Below are 18458 nucleotides of genomic sequence, written 5' to 3'. Positions count from 1 at the left end.
TCTTAGTAACTTTATTGAAGTTAGTCTATTGCTCTTTTGGTAATGTCCCCAAAAGCATCGATGCGTCTGTCTCTGAAAAACGGCCAATTCTGACGTACGTTTTCTTGTAAATCCAAATCAACTTCAGCGATTAGTATTTCTTCTTTATCGTGTGAAGCTTGTGCTAAAATTTCGCCTTGTGGTCCAGCAATAAATGACGAACCCCAGAATTCAATTCCAGCTGTTCCTTCGATGTATTGTTCCAAACCAATACGGTTGGCTGCGGCTACATACACACCATTGGCTACCGCGTGACCTTTCATCACATTCATCCAAGCACCGTGTTGGTTTTCACCATATTGTTCTTTTTCTAAAGGATGCCATCCAATTGCGGTTGGGTAAAACAACACTTCAGCTCCTTGCAAAGCAGTTAGTCTCGCACCTTCTGGATACCATTGATCCCAACAAATTAAGGTTCCAATTTTTCCTTTTTGTGTAGGGAAAGCTTTGAAACCAATATCACCTGGTGTAAAGTAGAATTTTTCATAAAAATGAGGATCGTCTGGAATGTGCATTTTGCGATACAGTCCAGCTTCGGTTCCATCGGTATCAATGATGTAAGCACTGTTGTGGTAAATTCCTGCCATTCTCTTTTCGAAGAAAGGAACAATGATTACCACGCCTAATTCTTTGGCTAATGCCGAAAAAGCAATAAATGAAGTGCTGTATAAAGGTTCTGCCAAGGCAAAATTATCCACGTCTTCACTTTGACAAAAATAATGACTGCTATATAATTCTGGTAACGAAATAACTTCTGCGCCTTGCTTTGCTGCCTCTCGAACCCAGTGTAAACATTTTTTTAAGTTGTTTTCAGCAACATCGTTGAGGTTTAATTGGATAACCGCTATTTTGTATTTTTTATTAGGCATAACTTAAAATTTAGAGTGCAAAAGTAGTTATTTTTTCTAAAGAGTTCTAATGAGGGAAAATGAAAGTTATAATAGCACAGAATAAATAAGAGTTGATTAAAGATTCGATTTATTTTGTTTTTAAGCGATGGTCAAAGATTAGTTTTTCTGTATTTATAATTTTTATCTTTTTGATTTCTGGATGGTGTGGGTTGATTAAGTAGTTATATTCTTGAGGAATGATACTGCTAGGAACTCGTAATATTAATGCTTCGTTTTGTAACACGAAATCATCACCAATGTATTGCGTTTCCAATAAAGGTGGTTTTGAATCCCAACCTTCAGGAAGGCTTTCTATGGACAAATCAAGTATTTCAATTTCATCGGGAATACATAATTCAACATAAAAGCGATCGGTTGGTAAATCACTTGTTAGATCTAGATGAACGGCTATTTCTAAAGTAGCTAATGCTCTAGATTCAGCTGTATAAACTAAATTTGTATTGGCACTATTCCATCTAAAACCCTCGCTTAAAGCCGCTCCAATCCCTTTTAAAGTGGTTGATAGATATTTTTCTCTTTCGATTCTGAACACTTTCATAATTAGGCAAAGCTTCCGTGTTCTAGTCTATTTAAACAATTTTTGACTTCCTGAATGCCAGTAGTTGAGTCTAATAAACTTTCAGGGGTATAACCTCCCAAAGCGTAGTTAGGTTTTTTTAACCATCTTTGAAATTTATCTTCTTCATTATTAAATACTTCTATTCCAAAGTCTACTAGTTCGGTAAGTAATAAAACAATTTCGCTGTCTCTACCATTGAGTAAGGATTTTTCTCTTCTTTTTTTGTTATAGGTGGTTTGTGGTAAACCAAATAAGTATAAAACTTCCTTTATAGGAAGATTAATTCTCTTGCTTATTCCTTCAATTGATTCATATGGAATGCCTTTTCTAATGATGCTAACTCGTTCTAGTTTTGAGGTCCATATATATTCACTTCCTTCAGAAACGATGTGCCATTTTGGTTTTGAAATTTGATATTCTTTTGCTCTACTTATACTTTCTTGGGGATCAAAAGACTTTTTTTTAGGGTTCTCGTTTTCCATTTGAATTGTGTTTAGCGTTTTTTTTTAATTTTTTATAAAAGCATATGTGCTGTAAATATACAACATATTTGCTTTTTATGTTCAAAATAAGTTAAAATTTACTTTAAAGTAAATGCTCCAAAATGCCAAAGAATACCTGAAGGATCGTGTAAAAAACATTCCTTACCCCAGTCGAGATAGCGGATAGGGACTAGTTTCGCAGTAGGATACTTTTCATTTAAATGCAAAGCTTTCAATGATTCCCAGAATTCTTCTACATCTTCAACTTCCATAAAAACCATTGTATTGTCAATCCAGTCTTTTACATAAGCATCTTGTAGATAGAAGCCAAAATTAGCGGTGCTGAAATAACTCATATTGGGAGAAAGAATATTTTCAGTAAAGCCCAGCTCTTTATAAAATAGTCTCGATTCTGTGTAGTTTTTTGAGCCTATAAAGGGGCGGATGGATTTAGTTTTGAAATGCATTTTTTTATTTTTTAATATGACTGTCCGCTATGTGTATCAACAATGCAACTTTGGAACACATATGGTACAGATGTTCGCTGATTTCCATATGAAAAATCCGTTTAAATTTGGGACATCCGCGTGCCATTTTTATTATTGGTACAAGTAACAGATTGTCAATTTTTAATGTATACCTTTTGGTTCATAAATTAGTCGGAGGAAAGTGCTAAATCGCTCGTTTTCTTTGCTTATAGGAATTCCAGTAACGATACCAATCAATAAATTATCAATTATACCAACACGCATTTGTGGTCTTATAACCATATCAAAAGCGCCGTTATGAATTTCTTTATTCAATTCTATTCCAATAAAGTTACTAGTTCCGGGAATCATATAGTGAAAACTAGTGTTAATTTGCCAAGTGGTTTCGATTTCTTTACTTTTAAAATGATGTTCAATTACGGGGCCTGTGTAAAGTAAAGTATGAAAATTGTTCCCCCATCGTTTTGCAGCAACAAAAAAAGGATTGTAAATGTTACCAATTATGGCTTTAGATTTTCCATAATCTGAAAAGCTGGGTAGTTCAAATTCGTTCAGGTAGGCAATGGCTAGTGTGGTTTTGTTTTTTTCGGAAACATAAAACGAGTATTGTGTAGCTAGTTTTAATCCATCTATGGCATTTTTTGGAATGGTAACACCACTGTTGTTTGGAGAATAAAAAGTGAATGGAACTTCAATTTCTAAACCTAAACGATCAATTACTGCCCACTCATATTCAACAAATCCGTTGTAGGAATCAAATGAATTATTGTCTTTTAATTCAAAGCCGATATTCCATTCTTTTTCTCCTTTTCGGGCACCTAAATCTCTAATTAGATCAATGTAAAGTGGTTCTGCGTGAAGAACTTTGTCTGGTTGCAATTTATTTTCCACAGCCTCAATATATAAACTGTCTTTTACTTTTTTATTTTCATTTTGACTGATAACAATTGAAGGACAGAGAATGGATAGTAAAACAATAAAAACCTTTTTCATTTGATTGAATTTATTTTCCTAGTTTAAAATTTAGAAACGTTGCTTTGTTTGGGTATGGTCGGATGCTAAAAATCAGTATAATAGCCTTTTTACTTTCTTGAAATAGTCTTTTCAATTTTTAATTTAAGATTCGAAGCGAGTTTTTAAATATTCAATATTGGCTTTCATAATCACTTGCAACTGATTCAAATCGATATCACTGAGTTTAGTAACATACAAACAAGCTTTTCCTCTTTTGAATTTCCCTAAACTTGTTAAAAGGGGTTCGTGCTCTTCGAGTCCAGTAAAAACATACAACGAAATCGCTGATTTTCTTGGAGAAAAACCCAGTAGGGGAGCGTTTCCTTCGTGTCCGCTTTCGTATTTGTAGTGATATTTGCCAAAGCCAATGATTGATGCGCCCCACATTGTAGCTTGGCAACCAGAAACAGCCTGCATAATTTCAACTAATTTATGGCTGTCTTTTTTCTTTTGTTCTGAATCGGCAAATTTTTCAATAAAATCAGCCACATTTTGATCTGTTTCGATAGTTTGTTGCGCCATTTTCTTTAAGATTAGGATAAAAAATAAAGTTAGCTTTTATTTTGTAGAAAAAACAAAAGCTAACTTATAATTAATTGAAAATAGGGGTGTTATTTATTTTTTACCTAAAATTTTCTTTATGATGGTTACTATGAGTAGTGTAATTCCACCAAAGAGTAAACCAAATATTGGTTCTTTGATGAAGCTTGGAACTTGTGGAAGTACGTGATGTAAATAATAGATTTGATGAGCAAAAATTCCACCAGCAACCATTATTAAAGCAATAGTTCCGATTACGGCTAAACTTTTAATGACTTTAGGTAAAGCGTTTACTAAGAAGCTTCCAATTTTGGTCAAAAAGCCATTCTCTTTGCTACTTAGTTGCATTAGTTTGAAACCCATATCATCCATACGAACAATTAATGCTACAATGCCGTATACGCCGATAGTAGCAATAATGGCAACTATAGAAACTACGGCAATTTGAGTAGGAATTGATTTCTCTAAAACGGTTCCTAAAGCAATAATTACAATCTCAACAGAGAGGATAAAATCTGTAACAATAGCGGCTTTTATTTTTCCTTTTTCTTGTGTAAGAATTTCTTCTTCAGTGAAAGATTGTGTTATTGAAATTTCAGCTTCGTGATGATGATGCGGAAAGAAGTATTCATAAATTTTTTCCGCACCTTCATAAGCTAAATAAAGTCCTCCCAAAACTAAAATTACTTTAATGGCCAAAGGAGAAAAAGCACTAAGTACAAAAGCAATCGGAAGAATGATTAGTTTGTTAAAAAAAGAACCTTTAGTAATAGCCCACAATACTGGTAGTTCTCTTGAAGAAACAAATCCTGAAGCTTTTTCTGCATTGACTGCCAAGTCATCTCCTAAAATTCCTGCTGTTTTTTTGGTAGCAATTTTACTCATTGCTACCACATCATCCATAATTGCTGCGATATCATCCAATAATGCAAAAAATCCTGATCCCATGTATACTTGTTTGATTTTGTTGAGGTTATAGCTAAAAAGAATTTAGTTACTATGTTTTTAAATTTGATTCCGCTAAACTACTACATTTTTGATAGAAATTCCAGTCGTATTAATGGATTTTTACTAGCACGTTTTACTAGTTATAATGGATTAAATACCTGTAAGAGTTTAAATTTTATTGAAATTAATGGAATGTAGATTGCTTATCCAAATGTAAATATTGAGTTAAAATACGGGCAAATTATACAACTCAAACGATGGAGTAACTCAGCGTGTTTTCCTAAACCGATTTTTTGTGTATTTTTAAGGTTATCTAAATTAAATACCATGAAAAAAATTGTATTCTTATTTTCTTTGTTATGGATGTGTACAAGTAATGCACAATCTGTACAATCCCCCGCAGGGACTTTGTCGCTTTCCTTCCAGCTTACTTCTGATGGACAACCTACGTATACCGTAACTTATAAGAATAAACCTGTTGTACAACCAAGTGCCTTGGGGATTAATCTTAAAGACAAACAAGGTTTAATGAATCATTTTGAAATTACGGGGACTAAAAGTAATTCGATTAATGAAAAATGGAAACCGGTTCTAGGGGAAGAAGCTCAAATTGTTAACCACTACAATGAACTTATTGTTTCTTTATTAAATAAAGATTCGAAAGTAAAGCTAAATTTGATTTTTAGAGCCTTTGATGAAGGGGTAGCGTTTCGCTATGATTTTCCAAAACAAGAACACCTCAACTATTTTATCATTTCTGATGAGAAAACCGAGTTTAATTTGACGGATAACCACAAAGTATTTTGGATTCCAGGAGATTTTGATAGTAATGAATACGTATATAATGAAACGAAATTCTCCGAAATTGACAATGAAAAATTAAATATGAATAACGGTATTGGTGTAAAATCAATTCCAGGAAAATATACGGTGCAAACCCCTTTGCAAATGAAATCATCTTCAGGGCTTTACCTTAATATTTTTGAGGCGGCGGTGGTGAATTATCCTGTGATGCATTTGGATGCCAATGTGCAAAAGTATTCTCTTAAGGCCAATTTGGTGCCCAACGTCATTGGTGACAAAGCTTATTTGCAAGCGCCTTGTGTATCTCCTTGGCGTACGATTATGGTAAGCGACGACGCGAGAAAAATCGTGAGTTCAAAGATGATTTTGAATCTGAACGAACCGTCTAAAATTGAAGACACTTCTTGGATCAAACCGATGAAATATGTGGGGATTTGGTGGGAAATGCATGTTGGTAAATCAACTTGGGATTATGCAGGATCTCAAAATGCTCACAATATCAATGGAGCCGCAATCCCAACAGGGAAACACGGAGCCACAACCGAAAATACGAAACGTTATATCGATTTTGCTGCTAAGCACGGTTTTGATGGCGTGTTAGTAGAAGGTTGGAACGTAGGATGGGAAGATTGGGCTGGCAACTGGAAAGAAGAGGTTTTTGATTTTATGACGCCTTATCCTGATTTTAATTTGGATGAAGTAACGGCTTACGCCAAAGCCAAAAACGTAAAAATGATCATGCACCACGAGACTTCTGGTTCAGTGGGTAATTACGAACGCCACTTAGATCGCGCGATGGATTTGATGAAAAAATACGACTATCCTGCCGCTAAAACTGGCTATGTAGGTAAAATAATTCCACGTGGCGAATTCCATGACGGACAATCCATGGTGAATCACTTTAATTTTGTAGCACGTCGTTTTGCTGATAACAAATTGATGGTCAACTCTCACGAATGTTCTCACCCAACAGGTTACAGTCGAACTTATCCTAATTATATTGCTGCCGAATCGGCTCGTGGGAACGAATTCAATGCTTGGAGCAACGGAAATCCTCCAGCACATGAAACCATTTTGCCTTTCACACGTCAATTAGGGGGACCTATGGACTACACGCCAGGGATTTTTGAAATCAAAATGAGTTACTACGATAAAAGTAAAACCGAGCAAGTGCACACGACCTTGGCGAAGCAATTGGCCTTGTACGTAACAATGTATTCGCCTTTGCAAATGGCGGCCGATTTAATCGAAAACTACGTGAAATACCCTGATGCTTTTCAGTTCATAAAAGACGTGGCGATGGATTGGGACGAAAGTTTGTATTTAGAAGCAGAACCCGGGGATTATCTTACGGTGGCTAGAAAAACCAAAGGAAAAGACACTTGGTTCTTAGGTGCCATCACGGATGAAAATACCAGAACAACAGAAATTAAATTGGATTTCCTGACTAAAGGCAAAAAATACAAAGCCATTATTTATGAAGATGCCAAGGATGCACATTGGGAAAAAAATCCAATTGCCTATAAAATCAAAACGCAAGTGGTAACTTCGGCTAGTAAAATCAAACTGCAATTGGCCGCAGGAGGAGGGACCGCCATAAGTTTTGAACCAATTAAATAATTTAGATTATTTCATAAAAAAAGGAGAGGATAGTTTGTAGCTATTCTTTCCTTTTTTTTATGAATACAGCACTTATTTAGTGCGTGTTTACGTTTTATTGGTCTCAAATAGAGTTTAAAACTATGCACTTTCAGTGCATCTTGCTTTAGCTTCTAAAAATTTTCACACCGCAGATTCGCAGATTTTAAAAGATTAATAATTATAATAATTTGTGAATCTGCGGTTAAATTATATTGCAACCTTGCAGATTTTTAGCCTGCCAAACCAAATCTATGGCCTTTCGGTCCATAGTGGTTTAGTTTGAGAATTTGTAGTGAATGCTTTTGGAGCGAAACGGGTAAATTTTACCAAATAGCTACGGAATGGTATAAAGAAATTACGATATTAAATAAAAAATAATAATAGAAAGAACAACAAATTAAGCGTCTCTTTTTTGAACAAAAGTCTAGAAATAAGACTTTTTATCTATTCTCTCTCATCTATTTCTTCCTCATCTTCCGTCTTTCCTCTATTTACTGCTACGCATTATACTATAATTTCTAAATCCTGAATATTCCGCCAAACATAATTATTTTTTGGAAAAAGAAAAAATCTTGCGATGCTTTGTCATCGGTACTCACTGTGGTCCTGATGTCATTCATGTTGATATAGCCGCCTTTTAATTCTCCTTGTATATAGAAATATTTAAAGAAAGTAACATTTAAACCTGCTTTCAAGGAAGTTCCAAAACCTGATACGTGAAAATCATCATGACGTTCTTTTCCTAGCAATTTGGTATTCGTTTTTGGATACAATACCCCAAAACCTACTCCTTCTGTCAAGTTAATTTGAATTTTATCCGTATTTCCAATTTTGAATAACTTAGAGATATCATCATGACGAGAAACTTCTGTATTGATATAGTTTAAACCATCAGTATGTTCGTAGGTTAAAAATGTTTCGTCAGTAAAGTTAACAGGAGTATTGTTGTAAATGCCATTATGAATAGGGCCATTTATGTAACCTGTAACATTGGCCGTTTGATCTTGTGTCATCACATATTTCATATGATCTACTCCAATTGTTACGCTATAATGATCAGAGAAAAAATACCCTAAACGTAAATTTGTTTGAGGAATTGTCATTTTGGTAGGATTGATGTAATCAATATGCCAGCCTTTAGGTTTGTCATGAGCTCGCATGTCAGCTACCGTAAAACGATAATCTTTACCTGTAAAAGTAACGTCCGATTTGCTGTAGCATTCTCTGTTGCCTCCCCACGAAACAAAGAATTTTCCTTTATTATGAGCAGTGTAGCGTTCATTATTGCTCTCTTGTGCTATAGCAATAGTCGTAATTAAAAAAGCACTAACGAAATAGAATAAATTTTTCAAGGGGCTCTACTATAAAATTAAAATTGATTGATAGTTTGTCTGATGGCGACTAGTTTTGTCATTAACGCTTCAAAATAATCTAAATGCAACATATTCGCACCATCACTTTTAGCATTAGCGGGGTCAAAATGAGTCTCAATAAAGATTCCGTCTACACCTACCGCAATTCCGGCTTTAGCTACAGTTTCTATCATATCGGGGCGACCTCCAGTTACACCAGCGGTTTGGTTAGGTTGTTGTAAAGAATGCGTAACATCCAAAACGGTTGTGGCATACTGCTGCATCGTTGGAATACCTCTATAATCTACAATCATATCTTGGTAGCCAAACATAGTACCGCGGTCTGTAACCATTACATTTTCGTTTTGACAGTCCAGTACTTTTTGAACCGCATGTTTCATACTCTCTGGACTCATGAATTGTCCTTTTTTCAAGTTGACTACTTTTCCAGTATTGGCAGCAGCAACCACCAAGTCTGTTTGTCGTACTAAAAAGGCAGGAATTTGCAAAACATCTACATAAGCAGCAGCCATAGCCGCGTCCTCATTAGTGTGAATATCTGTAACTGTTGGTACACCAAATGTTTCGGATACTTTTTGAAGAATTTTCAAAGCTTTTTCATCTCCAATGCCAGAAAAACTGTCTATTCTTGAACGGTTGGCTTTTTTGAAAGATCCTTTAAAAACGTAAGGAATTTGCAATTTGTCTGTGATGCTAACCAATCGGTCGGCTATACGCAAAGCCATTTCTTCCCCTTCAATGGCACATGGACCAGCTAAAACGAAAAAATTACCACTTTCTGTATGTTTAATTTGAGGAATATGATGTATGTTCATGTTGTGATTTTTTTTTGCAAAGGTAAATAGCTTTTGGGATTTTAGATAATTTTTAAGAAAATAGTTTGTGGGCACATTATTATTCAAAAAGAATCCACAAATCAGTCCTGTTTTTAGAGAATATACTGTTTAATTTTGGGCCTTAAGACTGAATCCAATCGGTACCATTAATTGTCCTCTCTCATAAATATTTAAGTATAATAAAATCGGTTTTTTCTGTCCTTCCCATTTTACCTCATAAACATCTAAAAACCCGGCTCCCATTTCTGAGTTTTTAGAAGGAAACGGACAACAACTTTCTAATTTAGTATAAGTGATCACTTCTCCTTTAGGGCCAGCTAGCGCATTCAAAAATCGGTGTTGATTGATGCTTTCATCTTTCGTACCGCGATAATAAATATTGATGGGAAAATCTTTGTCGTATCCGTATTTTTTATCTTTACTAAAAGCGGTAATGACAAAGGTATTGTTTTTGGAAAGTTTAGGAATAGGAGCATTATTGTCTACATTTTGAAGGGTCGACTTAGTGCTAATACAAGCGGTAAAAAGGAAAAGGCAGGCCAAAAAACCATAGATTTTTTTCATAGTAGAAAATTTTATTTTTAAAACAATTAGAGCGCCCACTTGCATGGGTTTTTCTAGCAAATATAAAAATTTGAGGGGTATGTTTTTACAATATGTAGGACTGTTTTTTTTTGCTTTGTGACATATCTCACCGTTTCGCTTCAAAAGCATCTTATCTTTGCAGAAATTTTAATTTGAACTTATGGATTTTATGTATCAAACGTGGCCTTGGTATTTTTCAGGTTTTGTAATAGGCATGGTTATGCTTACTTTGATTTTTTTAGGAAAAACATTTGGTATGTCTTCTAATCTTCGTTCCTTGTGTACTTTGGCTAGTGCGGGAAAAAAGGTGCCTTTCTTTGATTTTGATTGGAAAGCCTCCCGCTGGAATTTAGTCGTGGTATTAGGGGCAATGCTAGGAGGTTTTGTAGCTGTGCATTATATGAGTGCACCAACTAATGTTGCGATCAATCCCGAAACCATTGAACAATTGGCCGTTTTAGGTGTCGATGCTCCCGATGGGAAATTAGTGCCTGATGCGCTTTTTAGCAGTTCGGTGTTTCAATCTCCAAAAGGAATAGCGCTATTGCTTTTAGGTGGATTTTTAATTGGTTTTGGCTCTCGTTATGCCGGTGGCTGTACCTCAGGCCACGCCATTACAGGCTTGAGTAATTTGCAATTGCCTTCGCTCAAAGCGGTAATTGGGTTCTTTATTGGTGGTTTAATTATGGCGCATCTCTTGTTGCCTTTACTTTTAAAATAATTACGTTATGTTCAAAGCTTTAAAATACCTTCTCGTTGGATTCCTATTCGGAATTGTTTTAACGAAATCAGAAGCCGTTTCTTGGTATCGCATTTACGAAATGTTTCACTTTCAATCCTTTCACATGTATGGGATAATTGGAGTTGCTGTAACCACTGGATTAATCGGAATGCAATTGGTGAAACGGTTTCAAATTAAAAACATAAAAGGTGAACCTATGCGGGTAGAAGACAAAGAAAAAAGTTCTACACGCTATTGGATTGGAGGGATCCTTTTTGGCTTAGGATGGGCGCTTGTTGGTTGTTGCCCTGGACCTATCTTTATATTGTTAGGCGCTGGATTTTCCCCAGTGGTGCTAGTACTATTGGGGGCACTTTTGGGAACTTTTGTCTATGGATTGACGAAAGACAAACTACCTCATTAAGCTTCTGAGTAGAATTTCATTTAAAAATTGATTAAAAAGTAGTCTTTTTCTATACTGAAAAGACTATTTTTTTTGGTTTAGGCGAAGTAGGCCTGAAACAATAAGATACTGTGCCAAGATGTAAGTGCTCATAATCCAAAAACCAGATTGAGCTATGGGTTGGTAGAATTTATTAACAGCCAAAATACTGTCCGAAAGCACAAAGAAAATAGCGCCTGCTAGGATATAATGCGCAGCTGTTTTTTTCCAAGTTAAACTTCCTTTATAAGCAACAAAGAGCATTGTAGTAATAACTGCAGCGTAAACCATCACAGGAATTTGCAAAGGACCTAATTTCGGAAACAATAGACCAATCATACCAAAGAAGTAACCAAGAATCAGGATAGCTCCTAGGTACAAAGCAACGGAATTACCTTTAAGAGCTGTTTTGGGTTGTCTACTAAAAAGGACAATGTATAGTACATGAGAAAGCAAAAAAGAAACCAATCCTAAAATGAAATAAATTTCGGCTTTGTCAGCAAACATCAAAATGATGTCTCCTATCCAAGAGAACAATAAAGCGCTAAGCAATACTTTTTTGCCTTGGAAATCGGCTGTAAGGAGAACAGTTGCTAGTAAAAAGGGCAACAAAAAAGGCTTTAAATACCAGTTAACAGTATCTAATCCAATAAAAGGTAATACTAAGTAGAGTAGGCTAAAAATAAGGTAGCTGTTAAGGATACTGTTTGTTTTCATAAGACACAAGAAGTAGTTAGCAGTCAAACGACCGCTTGGTAATAATTAAATAAGTTTAGTATAAGTTTGAAGCAATTAGGCAAGCGCTATTTTTTCTTTTTCAAAATCAACAGCCACAAAGTAAATACTCATAGCAAGAGAAATCGAAAAATACCCAATTAAAATAAAGGTACTCACGGGTAATAAATGGGTCAATCCAAACCAATCACCATAAAAATAGAGCAGCCCCATAGCAAAAAGGAATCGTAAAGCTTCCCAAAATACAGCCGTTTTTCGGGCATCCATCAATTCTGTGTAACTGTATACGGTTACAAAGATGAAGGCGCCATATACAAAAACATGGGGTAAACCAATAACCCCTATGGAACTATACATATAGGTAATCAATAATAATGTAATCAAAGCTTGAAAAATAGACCAATACATTAATTTTTTAGAATGTTTTGTGCCGTATTTCTCAAAATGATACACATCGCTAATTTTTGTAACGGGATATCTTTCTTCAAAATTTTCAGGACGCCAACCCGTAGGTTTGAACCAAATACTGAGTTTGTCTTTCCAGCTTTCGGCCCGCCATGCATCAGAGATTAAAAGCCATAAATGCTGAAAATTAATGCGGATTGGATTCCAAGTTTGTGCTGGTCGGGTAATCCCAAAAACAGGAGGGACTTCATCTAATTCTTCTTGGAAAGTACCAAAAAGTTTGTCCCAAAAAATAAAGATTTGGGAATGATTCTTATCAATATATTCTGGATTGATGGCATGATGTACTCTGTGATGAGAGGGAGTTACTAAGATTTTTTCTAGAAATCCCATTTTTTTGATGTGTTTGGTATGGTACCAAAATTGTAGAAACAAATGTATAGGCAAAGTAATCGCTACAACAACGGAAGGAACTCCTAATAAGGCCGCTGGAATAAGTAAAAATGTAAATAAATTGACAAAACTAGAAACAGTTTGGCGCAATGCACAAGCTAGATTAAACTCCTCACTACTATGATGTATGGCGTGTTTGTTCCATAAAAAATTTATTTGATGCGACCAGCGATGTGACCAATAACCATAAAAATCAATCGTAATAAATGCGATGAGGTAAGCCCAAATATTGGCCTCTAAATGAAATAGTGCTATTTTAGTTTCTAACCATTCATAAGTTAGGAGAGAAATACTAATACCAAGTACATCTTTAACTGAGTTGGTCATTCCCGAACTTACACTTGATACGGTGTCCATGTAAGGAGCGGTGTCTTCTCCTTTTAGATAACCATAGGTTTTTTCAAGGGCAATCAATAGTAAAAAAATGGGCATTACAACTACTAATATTTTGCCGTATTCTTCCATAAAACTTCTTTTTTTTGTCAAATATAGAAAAAAGAAAAAGCAGAATTATTAAATATGAAAATAATCCTGCTTTTTTATAAAAGTTGTTTTTCTTACACAATTTCAGCACTTAAACCTGCTGCTAATAATTGGGTGCATTGGGGTTTTAATTCGTCATAAGGGCCTGTTTTTACGGTACATTTGCCATTATAGTGGATTATTAATGAACACTGTTCTGCTTGTTCCGGAGTATGATCACACACCCGAATCAAAGTAGCAATGACGTGATCAAAAGTGTTTACATCGTCATTGTATACTATAATTTCATTGTTGAGTCCCATCAATTCCTTGATGCTGACCTTTTCTCTTACTTTTTCTTTAGTACTCATAATGTAGGGATTTAGATACTATGGAATTTGTAAAATTATGATTTAACATATTTAAGAGAAACCCAATTGTTTCGTTGCAATTTTTTTACAAAAGTCAATCCTTTTTCAGTGCATGTAGCGTCTAGGAATGGAATGTCTTCTTCATAAAAGCCACTAAATAAAATAATTCCATTTGGATTTAAACTGTCCACATAGCTTTGCATGTCGTTCAATAAAATATTTCTGTTGATGTTGGCTATAATCAAATCGTATTGTTTTCCATTTAATAAAACAGCATCTCCTTCATAAACGTTGATGTGTTTGCAATTATTACGAGCAGCATTTTCGATGGAATTCAAATAGCACCAATTGTCTATGTCAATGGCATCTATAGGTTGAGCGCCTTTCATTTCGGCTAAAATTGCCAAGATTGCTGTTCCGCATCCCATATCGAGTGTTTTTAAACCGGCAACATCCATATCGAGTAGGTGCTGAATCATCATATGAGTAGTTTCATGATGACCGGTACCAAAACTCATTTTCGGTTCGATGACAATGTCAAACTCGGCATTGGTTTTTGGGTGAAAAGGAGCACGAACGTGACATTTTCCATCTACATCAATAGGGTCAAAGTTTTTTTCCCATTCTTCATTCCAGTTAATTTGTTCGATTTCTGCGAAGGTATAGCTGATTTTGAATTCTTCGGATTGTAGAATAAAAATATCCTCTAAAATAGTTTCGTCCCAAAGGTCTTTTTGAACGAATGCGTCAATTCCTGTTTCAGTTTCAGTAAAGCTTTCGAATGCTTTTTCGCCCAATTCGGCAATTAGAATTTCTGAACCTAATTCTTTGGGTTCAATAGTAAAATGATATCCTATGTAACTATTTGACATTTTTCAATATTTTTTTGCAAAGTTACTATTTCTGTGGTGAAGCTGCGTTAAAAATATCAAAAAGCTATAGTGTTGGTTATTAGGAATAAAACCAAAAAAATCAACAATGCTGCTCCTTAGCCTTGATCGCAGCGGCATCCTTTGTCTTTTTTCTTTAAAAAGACAAAGATATAGCGGAGAGCAAGTACCATGCTAACAAATATGCCTTTTGTTTTGTGCTCCTAAAAATTGAAAACCTCGACTTATTGTGTCCAAAAGTCGAGGTTTTGTGATGGTTTGAGAACGGTTATTTTTTATATTCGAGTAAATCGCCAGGTTCGCATTCTAAGGCTTTGCAGAGCGCTTCGAGGGTATTAAAACGAATGGCTTTTGCTTTGCCTGTTTTTAAAATCGAAAGATTAGATAGCGTTAAATCTACTTTTTCGGAAAGCTCGTTGAGGGACATTTTTCTTTTGGCCATCATTACATCTAGGTTGACTACTATTGGCATAATTATATGGTTAATTCGTTATCGGATTGGATTTCGATGCCTCTTTTGAAGATTTTTGCTATCAGAAATAAGATGATGCCCATAAAAAACCAAACATCGCCTCCGCCTACTGCGAATGTACTCAAGTCAGGAAGGCTAATGGGTTTTTTTTGCAACCACTTTAAGTAGTTGAGGCCGTAATTGGAAAAAAAAGCGATTATTACACTTAAACCGCTTAAGGTTAAGAGAAAATGATACATTTTTGTACTGAAGGGCTGGTAAAGATTGAGGTTTTTATCGTGCAATAGTTTTACGATAACAAAAAAGAGCACAGCTTTTAAAGTTGTAACGATGCTTAACAGCAGCATCACTACACCATAATGTCCTGGGTCAAATTGATAGAGTGCTTTTAGACTCAAAAAATTGGCGTTGTACGAATTGATGGTGAAGGTGTAAATGCCATTAAAAATGTACATTCCCGATTCAATGCAAATGCCAACAAAAAGTAAAAGGGCTACATAAAATAGAATTTTGAGTAGCTGTTGGGTGCTAATTCTGATTTCCATAAAAGTTTGTTTTTTTAGGTTTGTTGATTCAAAAATAATAAAAATTTATTGATAAACAATAAAAATTTATTATTTGTATTTATTTGAATGAAAACGGTAATTCAAAAAAGACTGAAAGTGAAGGATTTAAAAAATGGGATACTCCTAATGAAAACCCTTGTTTTTGCTGGTTTTTTTTCGGCTAATTTTGATAGTTTATTTTGGTTTTTGGACTAGCTTTTGCCATCGTTTTTGATTAATTTAGCGCCACAAAATAATAAGAGAATGATTTCAGAAGCACAGTTTCAACAAGAGTTACAATTGTTTATTGCTAATGGTATTCGCGAAGATGTAGGTCCAGGGGATTACAGCTCCTTAGCTTGTATTCCGTCAACGGCCACGGGAAAAGCAAAATTGCTAGTAAAAGAAGATGGGATAATTGCAGGTGTTGCCTTGGCTAAAATGATTTTCAACTATGTTGACCCTTCCTTACAAATAGAAACCTTTATACAAGATGGAACGCCTGTGCGCTATGGCGATGTGGTTTTTCACGTATCGGGTAGTTCACAGTCGATATTAAAATCAGAACGTTTGGTACTAAATACGATGCAAAGAATGTCGGCCATTGCGACTAAAACAAACAGTTATGTTCGTTTGCTAGAAGGTACAAAAACCCAAATTTTAGATACTCGTAAAACTACGCCAGGATTCCGTGCCGCCGAGAAATGGGCAGTAACCATTGGGGGAGGAGTGAATCATAGATTTGCGTTGTATGATATGATTATGCTCAAAGACAATCATATCGATTTTGCTGGAGGCATCACAAAAGCTATCGACAAAACAAAAGCCTATTTAAAGGAAAACAACTTGGATTTAAAAATCATTGTGGAAGCTAGAGATTTAGCCGAAATAGGAGAAATTTTAAAGTCTGACGGTATTTACAGAATTTTGATTGATAACTTTAATTATGAGGATACCCGCAAAGCAGTGGCAATGATTAACGGCAAATGCCAGTCCGAATCTTCTGGAAATATTAATGAAAAAACAATCAAAGAATACGCTGCTTGTGGAGTTGATTTTATTTCCTCAGGAGCTTTGACGCACTCGGTTTATAACATGGATTTGAGTTTAAAAGCAATCTGATACGCAAAAAATTATGGATGATACGGATAAAGTCCCTTTTGAAATTTGGCTAAAAAACTACATTAAAGAATGTACTTTGGTTAAAAAAGTGATGTCGTTTTTGAAAAATCGGAAATTACTATGGTTAGAAGAGCTTTCTTTATATGATTTTCTGCGTTCTTACTTTGATGGAATTGTAAAGGGGAAACTAAATGTAAGAGCAGGAGCTATTGCTTTCAGTTTTTTCATGGCTTTATTTCCTTTCGCTCTTTTTATTTTAAATTTAATTCCGTTTATTCCTATACAAGGTTTTCAAGTTGATTTTTTGCGATTTGTAGAGCAAAGTGTTCCTCCTAACACCTACGATGCTATTGCAGGAATTATTGATGATATTTTGAATAATAGTCACTCGGGTTTGTTGTCGTCTGGATTTTTATTGTCAATTTTTCTAATGGCTAATGGTTTAAATGCTATTTTAGGTGGCTTTGAAGGATCTAGGCTTGTTACCGAAAAAAGGGGGATTGTTGATCAATATTTAGTAGCACTAGGAATGTCAATTTTTTTATCATTTTTATTGCTTTTTACAGTCGCAATTATCGTTGTATTTGAAGTTTTTATTCAGAAATCAAAAATCCAAGACGTATTGAGTGATACTATTCCTTTGATTCAATTAGGCAGGTATATATTTTTATCTTTGATGATTTTGTTGACTACTTCTATCTTATTGCGCTTCGGTATTAAACAAAGGGATAAACCCAAATTTATATCTGTAGGATCTGTTTTTACTACTATTTTAATAATTATTTCTTCCTATGGGTTTGGGATTTGGGTGGTTAAGTTTTCAAAATACAATGAATTATACGGGTCTATTGGAACACTTTTGATAATGATGTTTTATATTTGGATTAATTGTATGTTGCTTTTGCTTGGTTTTGAGCTTAATGCAATTATTCAATCTCATCGTAACGAGATTAAATCTAAAAAAACGTTATAGTTGTGTTATAAATAAGACAAAATCTTCTTTTTTTGAATACATTTGGACTTCAAAAAAATAGTAATTAAAAAGTTAGAAGCTATTTCCTGTTGTGCTGAATATTTTTCTAAGTCTACGTTTGTGCGAAACTTCAAAAAAGATATTGCTTTCATCAGGGCGTACTAAAGTAAAAATTAAGAAAACACAGAACAAATGAAAAAAAACTTTCTAGTAGCAAGTATTTTGTATTTAGCAGTTGTGGCTACAGCACAAAGTCAAACGGTTTTAGGGAAATGGAAAACCATTGATGACGAAACCGGTAAGGCAAAATCAATCGTAGAAGTATATGAAAAATCAGGTAAAATATATGGAAAAATTATTGATATTTTAGATCCTCAAAAGAAAGATAAATTATGCACAGAATGTTCTGGTGAGGAAAAAAACAAGCCAGTTTTAGGTATGGTTATTGTTAAAGGATTGAAAAAAGACGCTGAAGAATATAATGATGGATCAATTACAGATCCAGTAACAGGGAAAAAATATAAGTGCTTTATTACCTTAGAAGGAAAAGATAAATTAAAAGTTAGAGGCTACATTGGTTTTTCTTTAATCGGAAGAACTCAATACTGGCATCGAGTGAAATAATCTCAACAATTCCAAGAATTTCC

The 18458-nt window shown here is 34.8% G+C and carries 22 protein-coding genes; 6 read left to right on the top strand and 16 right to left on the bottom strand.

The features are described from left to right. Nucleotides 1-20 precede the first annotated feature (20 nt). The 7 genes from ACSVH7_RS04450 to ACSVH7_RS04420 form a co-directional block, all read right to left on the bottom strand. The gene (locus tag ACSVH7_RS04450) at nt 21-908 is read right to left on the bottom strand and encodes a carbon-nitrogen hydrolase (RefSeq protein ID WP_024980785.1); all 888 of its coding nucleotides are present in this window, start codon (nt 906-908) and stop codon (nt 21-23) included. 109 nt (nt 909-1017) lie between these two features. Next, entirely contained in the window at nt 1018-1488 is a 471-nt protein-coding gene (locus ACSVH7_RS04445) for an RES family NAD+ phosphorylase (protein ID WP_438065489.1), read from the bottom strand. Nucleotides 1489-1490: 2 nt separating this feature from the next. Then, nucleotides 1491-1991, bottom strand: coding sequence for a type II RES/Xre toxin-antitoxin system antitoxin (gene parS / locus ACSVH7_RS04440; protein WP_438065488.1), 501 nt, complete (start codon nt 1989-1991; stop codon nt 1491-1493). A 98-nt stretch (nt 1992-2089) separates the two neighbouring features. Continuing rightward, nucleotides 2090-2458 carry a glyoxalase gene (locus tag ACSVH7_RS04435; protein ID WP_438065487.1) on the bottom strand — a complete coding sequence of 123 codons (369 nt, stop codon included), beginning with the start codon at nt 2456-2458 and terminating at the stop codon, nt 2090-2092. Nucleotides 2459-2620: 162 nt separating this feature from the next. Next, nucleotides 2621-3472, bottom strand: coding sequence for an HAEPLYID family protein (locus tag ACSVH7_RS04430; RefSeq protein WP_438065486.1), 852 nt, complete (start codon nt 3470-3472; stop codon nt 2621-2623). Nucleotides 3473-3595: 123 nt separating this feature from the next. Further along, on the bottom strand, nt 3596-4015 hold the full coding sequence (locus ACSVH7_RS04425; protein WP_438065485.1) for a DUF1801 domain-containing protein: 420 nt from the start codon (nt 4013-4015) through the stop codon (nt 3596-3598). Nucleotides 4016-4108: 93 nt separating this feature from the next. Further along, on the bottom strand, nt 4109-4981 hold the full coding sequence (locus tag ACSVH7_RS04420; protein WP_438065484.1) for a DUF808 domain-containing protein: 873 nt from the start codon (nt 4979-4981) through the stop codon (nt 4109-4111). 327 nt (nt 4982-5308) lie between these two features. Between ACSVH7_RS04420 and ACSVH7_RS04415 the strand changes: the two genes are divergently transcribed. Then, entirely contained in the window at nt 5309-7405 is a 2097-nt protein-coding gene (locus tag ACSVH7_RS04415) for a glycoside hydrolase family 97 protein (protein WP_438065483.1), read from the top strand. Between the two features lie 539 nt (nt 7406-7944). Here ACSVH7_RS04415 and ACSVH7_RS04410 read toward each other — a convergent pair. From ACSVH7_RS04410 to ACSVH7_RS04400, 3 genes are all read right to left on the bottom strand, one after another. After that, the gene (locus tag ACSVH7_RS04410; RefSeq protein WP_438065482.1) at nt 7945-8778 is read right to left on the bottom strand and encodes a hypothetical protein; all 834 of its coding nucleotides are present in this window, start codon (nt 8776-8778) and stop codon (nt 7945-7947) included. A 17-nt stretch (nt 8779-8795) separates the two neighbouring features. Then, nucleotides 8796-9614, bottom strand: coding sequence for a 3-deoxy-8-phosphooctulonate synthase (kdsA, locus tag ACSVH7_RS04405; protein WP_438065481.1), 819 nt, complete (start codon nt 9612-9614; stop codon nt 8796-8798). A gap of 129 nt (nt 9615-9743) precedes the next feature. After that, nucleotides 9744-10199, bottom strand: coding sequence for a 2-dehydro-3-deoxyphosphooctonate aldolase (locus tag ACSVH7_RS04400; protein WP_438065480.1), 456 nt, complete (start codon nt 10197-10199; stop codon nt 9744-9746). Between the two features lie 181 nt (nt 10200-10380). Here ACSVH7_RS04400 and ACSVH7_RS04395 point away from each other — a divergent pair, with 181 nt between their 5' ends. After that, nucleotides 10381-10941 carry a YeeE/YedE family protein gene (locus ACSVH7_RS04395; protein ID WP_438065479.1) on the top strand — a complete coding sequence of 187 codons (561 nt, stop codon included), beginning with the start codon at nt 10381-10383 and terminating at the stop codon, nt 10939-10941. Nucleotides 10942-10948: 7 nt separating this feature from the next. Further along, nucleotides 10949-11365, top strand: a complete 417-nt coding sequence (locus tag ACSVH7_RS04390) for a DUF6691 family protein (protein WP_438065478.1) — start codon at nt 10949-10951, stop codon at nt 11363-11365. 63 nt (nt 11366-11428) lie between these two features. Here ACSVH7_RS04390 and ACSVH7_RS04385 read toward each other — a convergent pair whose 3' ends face one another. The 6 genes from ACSVH7_RS04385 to ACSVH7_RS04360 all read right to left on the bottom strand — a co-directional run bounded on the left by ACSVH7_RS04385 (nt 11429) and on the right by ACSVH7_RS04360 (nt 15716). Beyond that, nucleotides 11429-12100, bottom strand: a complete 672-nt coding sequence (locus tag ACSVH7_RS04385; RefSeq protein WP_438065477.1) for a lysoplasmalogenase — start codon at nt 12098-12100, stop codon at nt 11429-11431. Between the two features lie 75 nt (nt 12101-12175). After that, nucleotides 12176-13441 carry a sterol desaturase family protein gene (locus ACSVH7_RS04380; RefSeq protein ID WP_438065476.1) on the bottom strand — a complete coding sequence of 422 codons (1266 nt, stop codon included), beginning with the start codon at nt 13439-13441 and terminating at the stop codon, nt 12176-12178. A 92-nt stretch (nt 13442-13533) separates the two neighbouring features. Further along, nucleotides 13534-13809: an ATP-dependent Clp protease adaptor ClpS gene (locus ACSVH7_RS04375; RefSeq protein ID WP_438065475.1), complete on the bottom strand. Its 276-nt coding sequence runs from the start codon at nt 13807-13809 to the stop codon at nt 13534-13536. Nucleotides 13810-13844: 35 nt separating this feature from the next. Continuing rightward, nucleotides 13845-14681, bottom strand: coding sequence for a 50S ribosomal protein L11 methyltransferase (prmA, locus tag ACSVH7_RS04370; RefSeq protein ID WP_438065474.1), 837 nt, complete (start codon nt 14679-14681; stop codon nt 13845-13847). Between the two features lie 286 nt (nt 14682-14967). Next, nucleotides 14968-15171 (bottom strand): helix-turn-helix domain-containing protein, encoded by a 204-nt coding sequence (locus tag ACSVH7_RS04365; RefSeq protein WP_159684713.1) that lies wholly within the window; start codon nt 15169-15171, stop codon nt 14968-14970. A gap of 2 nt (nt 15172-15173) precedes the next feature. Next, the gene (locus tag ACSVH7_RS04360; RefSeq protein ID WP_438065473.1) at nt 15174-15716 is read right to left on the bottom strand and encodes a hypothetical protein; all 543 of its coding nucleotides are present in this window, start codon (nt 15714-15716) and stop codon (nt 15174-15176) included. A 264-nt stretch (nt 15717-15980) separates the two neighbouring features. Between ACSVH7_RS04360 and nadC the strand changes: the two genes are divergently transcribed. From nadC to ACSVH7_RS04345, 3 genes are all read left to right on the top strand, one after another. Beyond that, on the top strand, nt 15981-16838 hold the full coding sequence (gene nadC / locus ACSVH7_RS04355) for a carboxylating nicotinate-nucleotide diphosphorylase (protein WP_438065472.1): 858 nt from the start codon (nt 15981-15983) through the stop codon (nt 16836-16838). A 13-nt stretch (nt 16839-16851) separates the two neighbouring features. After that, entirely contained in the window at nt 16852-17811 is a 960-nt protein-coding gene (locus ACSVH7_RS04350) for a YihY/virulence factor BrkB family protein (RefSeq protein WP_438065471.1), read from the top strand. Nucleotides 17812-18003: 192 nt separating this feature from the next. Continuing rightward, complete coding sequence (locus ACSVH7_RS04345) at nt 18004-18435, top strand: DUF2147 domain-containing protein (RefSeq protein ID WP_438065470.1); 432 nt, start codon at nt 18004-18006, stop codon at nt 18433-18435. The last annotated feature ends 23 nt before the right edge of the window (nt 18436-18458 follow it).

The sequence above is a fragment of the Flavobacterium sp. TSSA_36 genome, assembly GCF_051547165.1.
GTDB lineage: Bacteria > Bacteroidota > Bacteroidia > Flavobacteriales > Flavobacteriaceae > Flavobacterium.
This window is presented reverse-complemented; position numbering and strand designations above follow the sequence as displayed.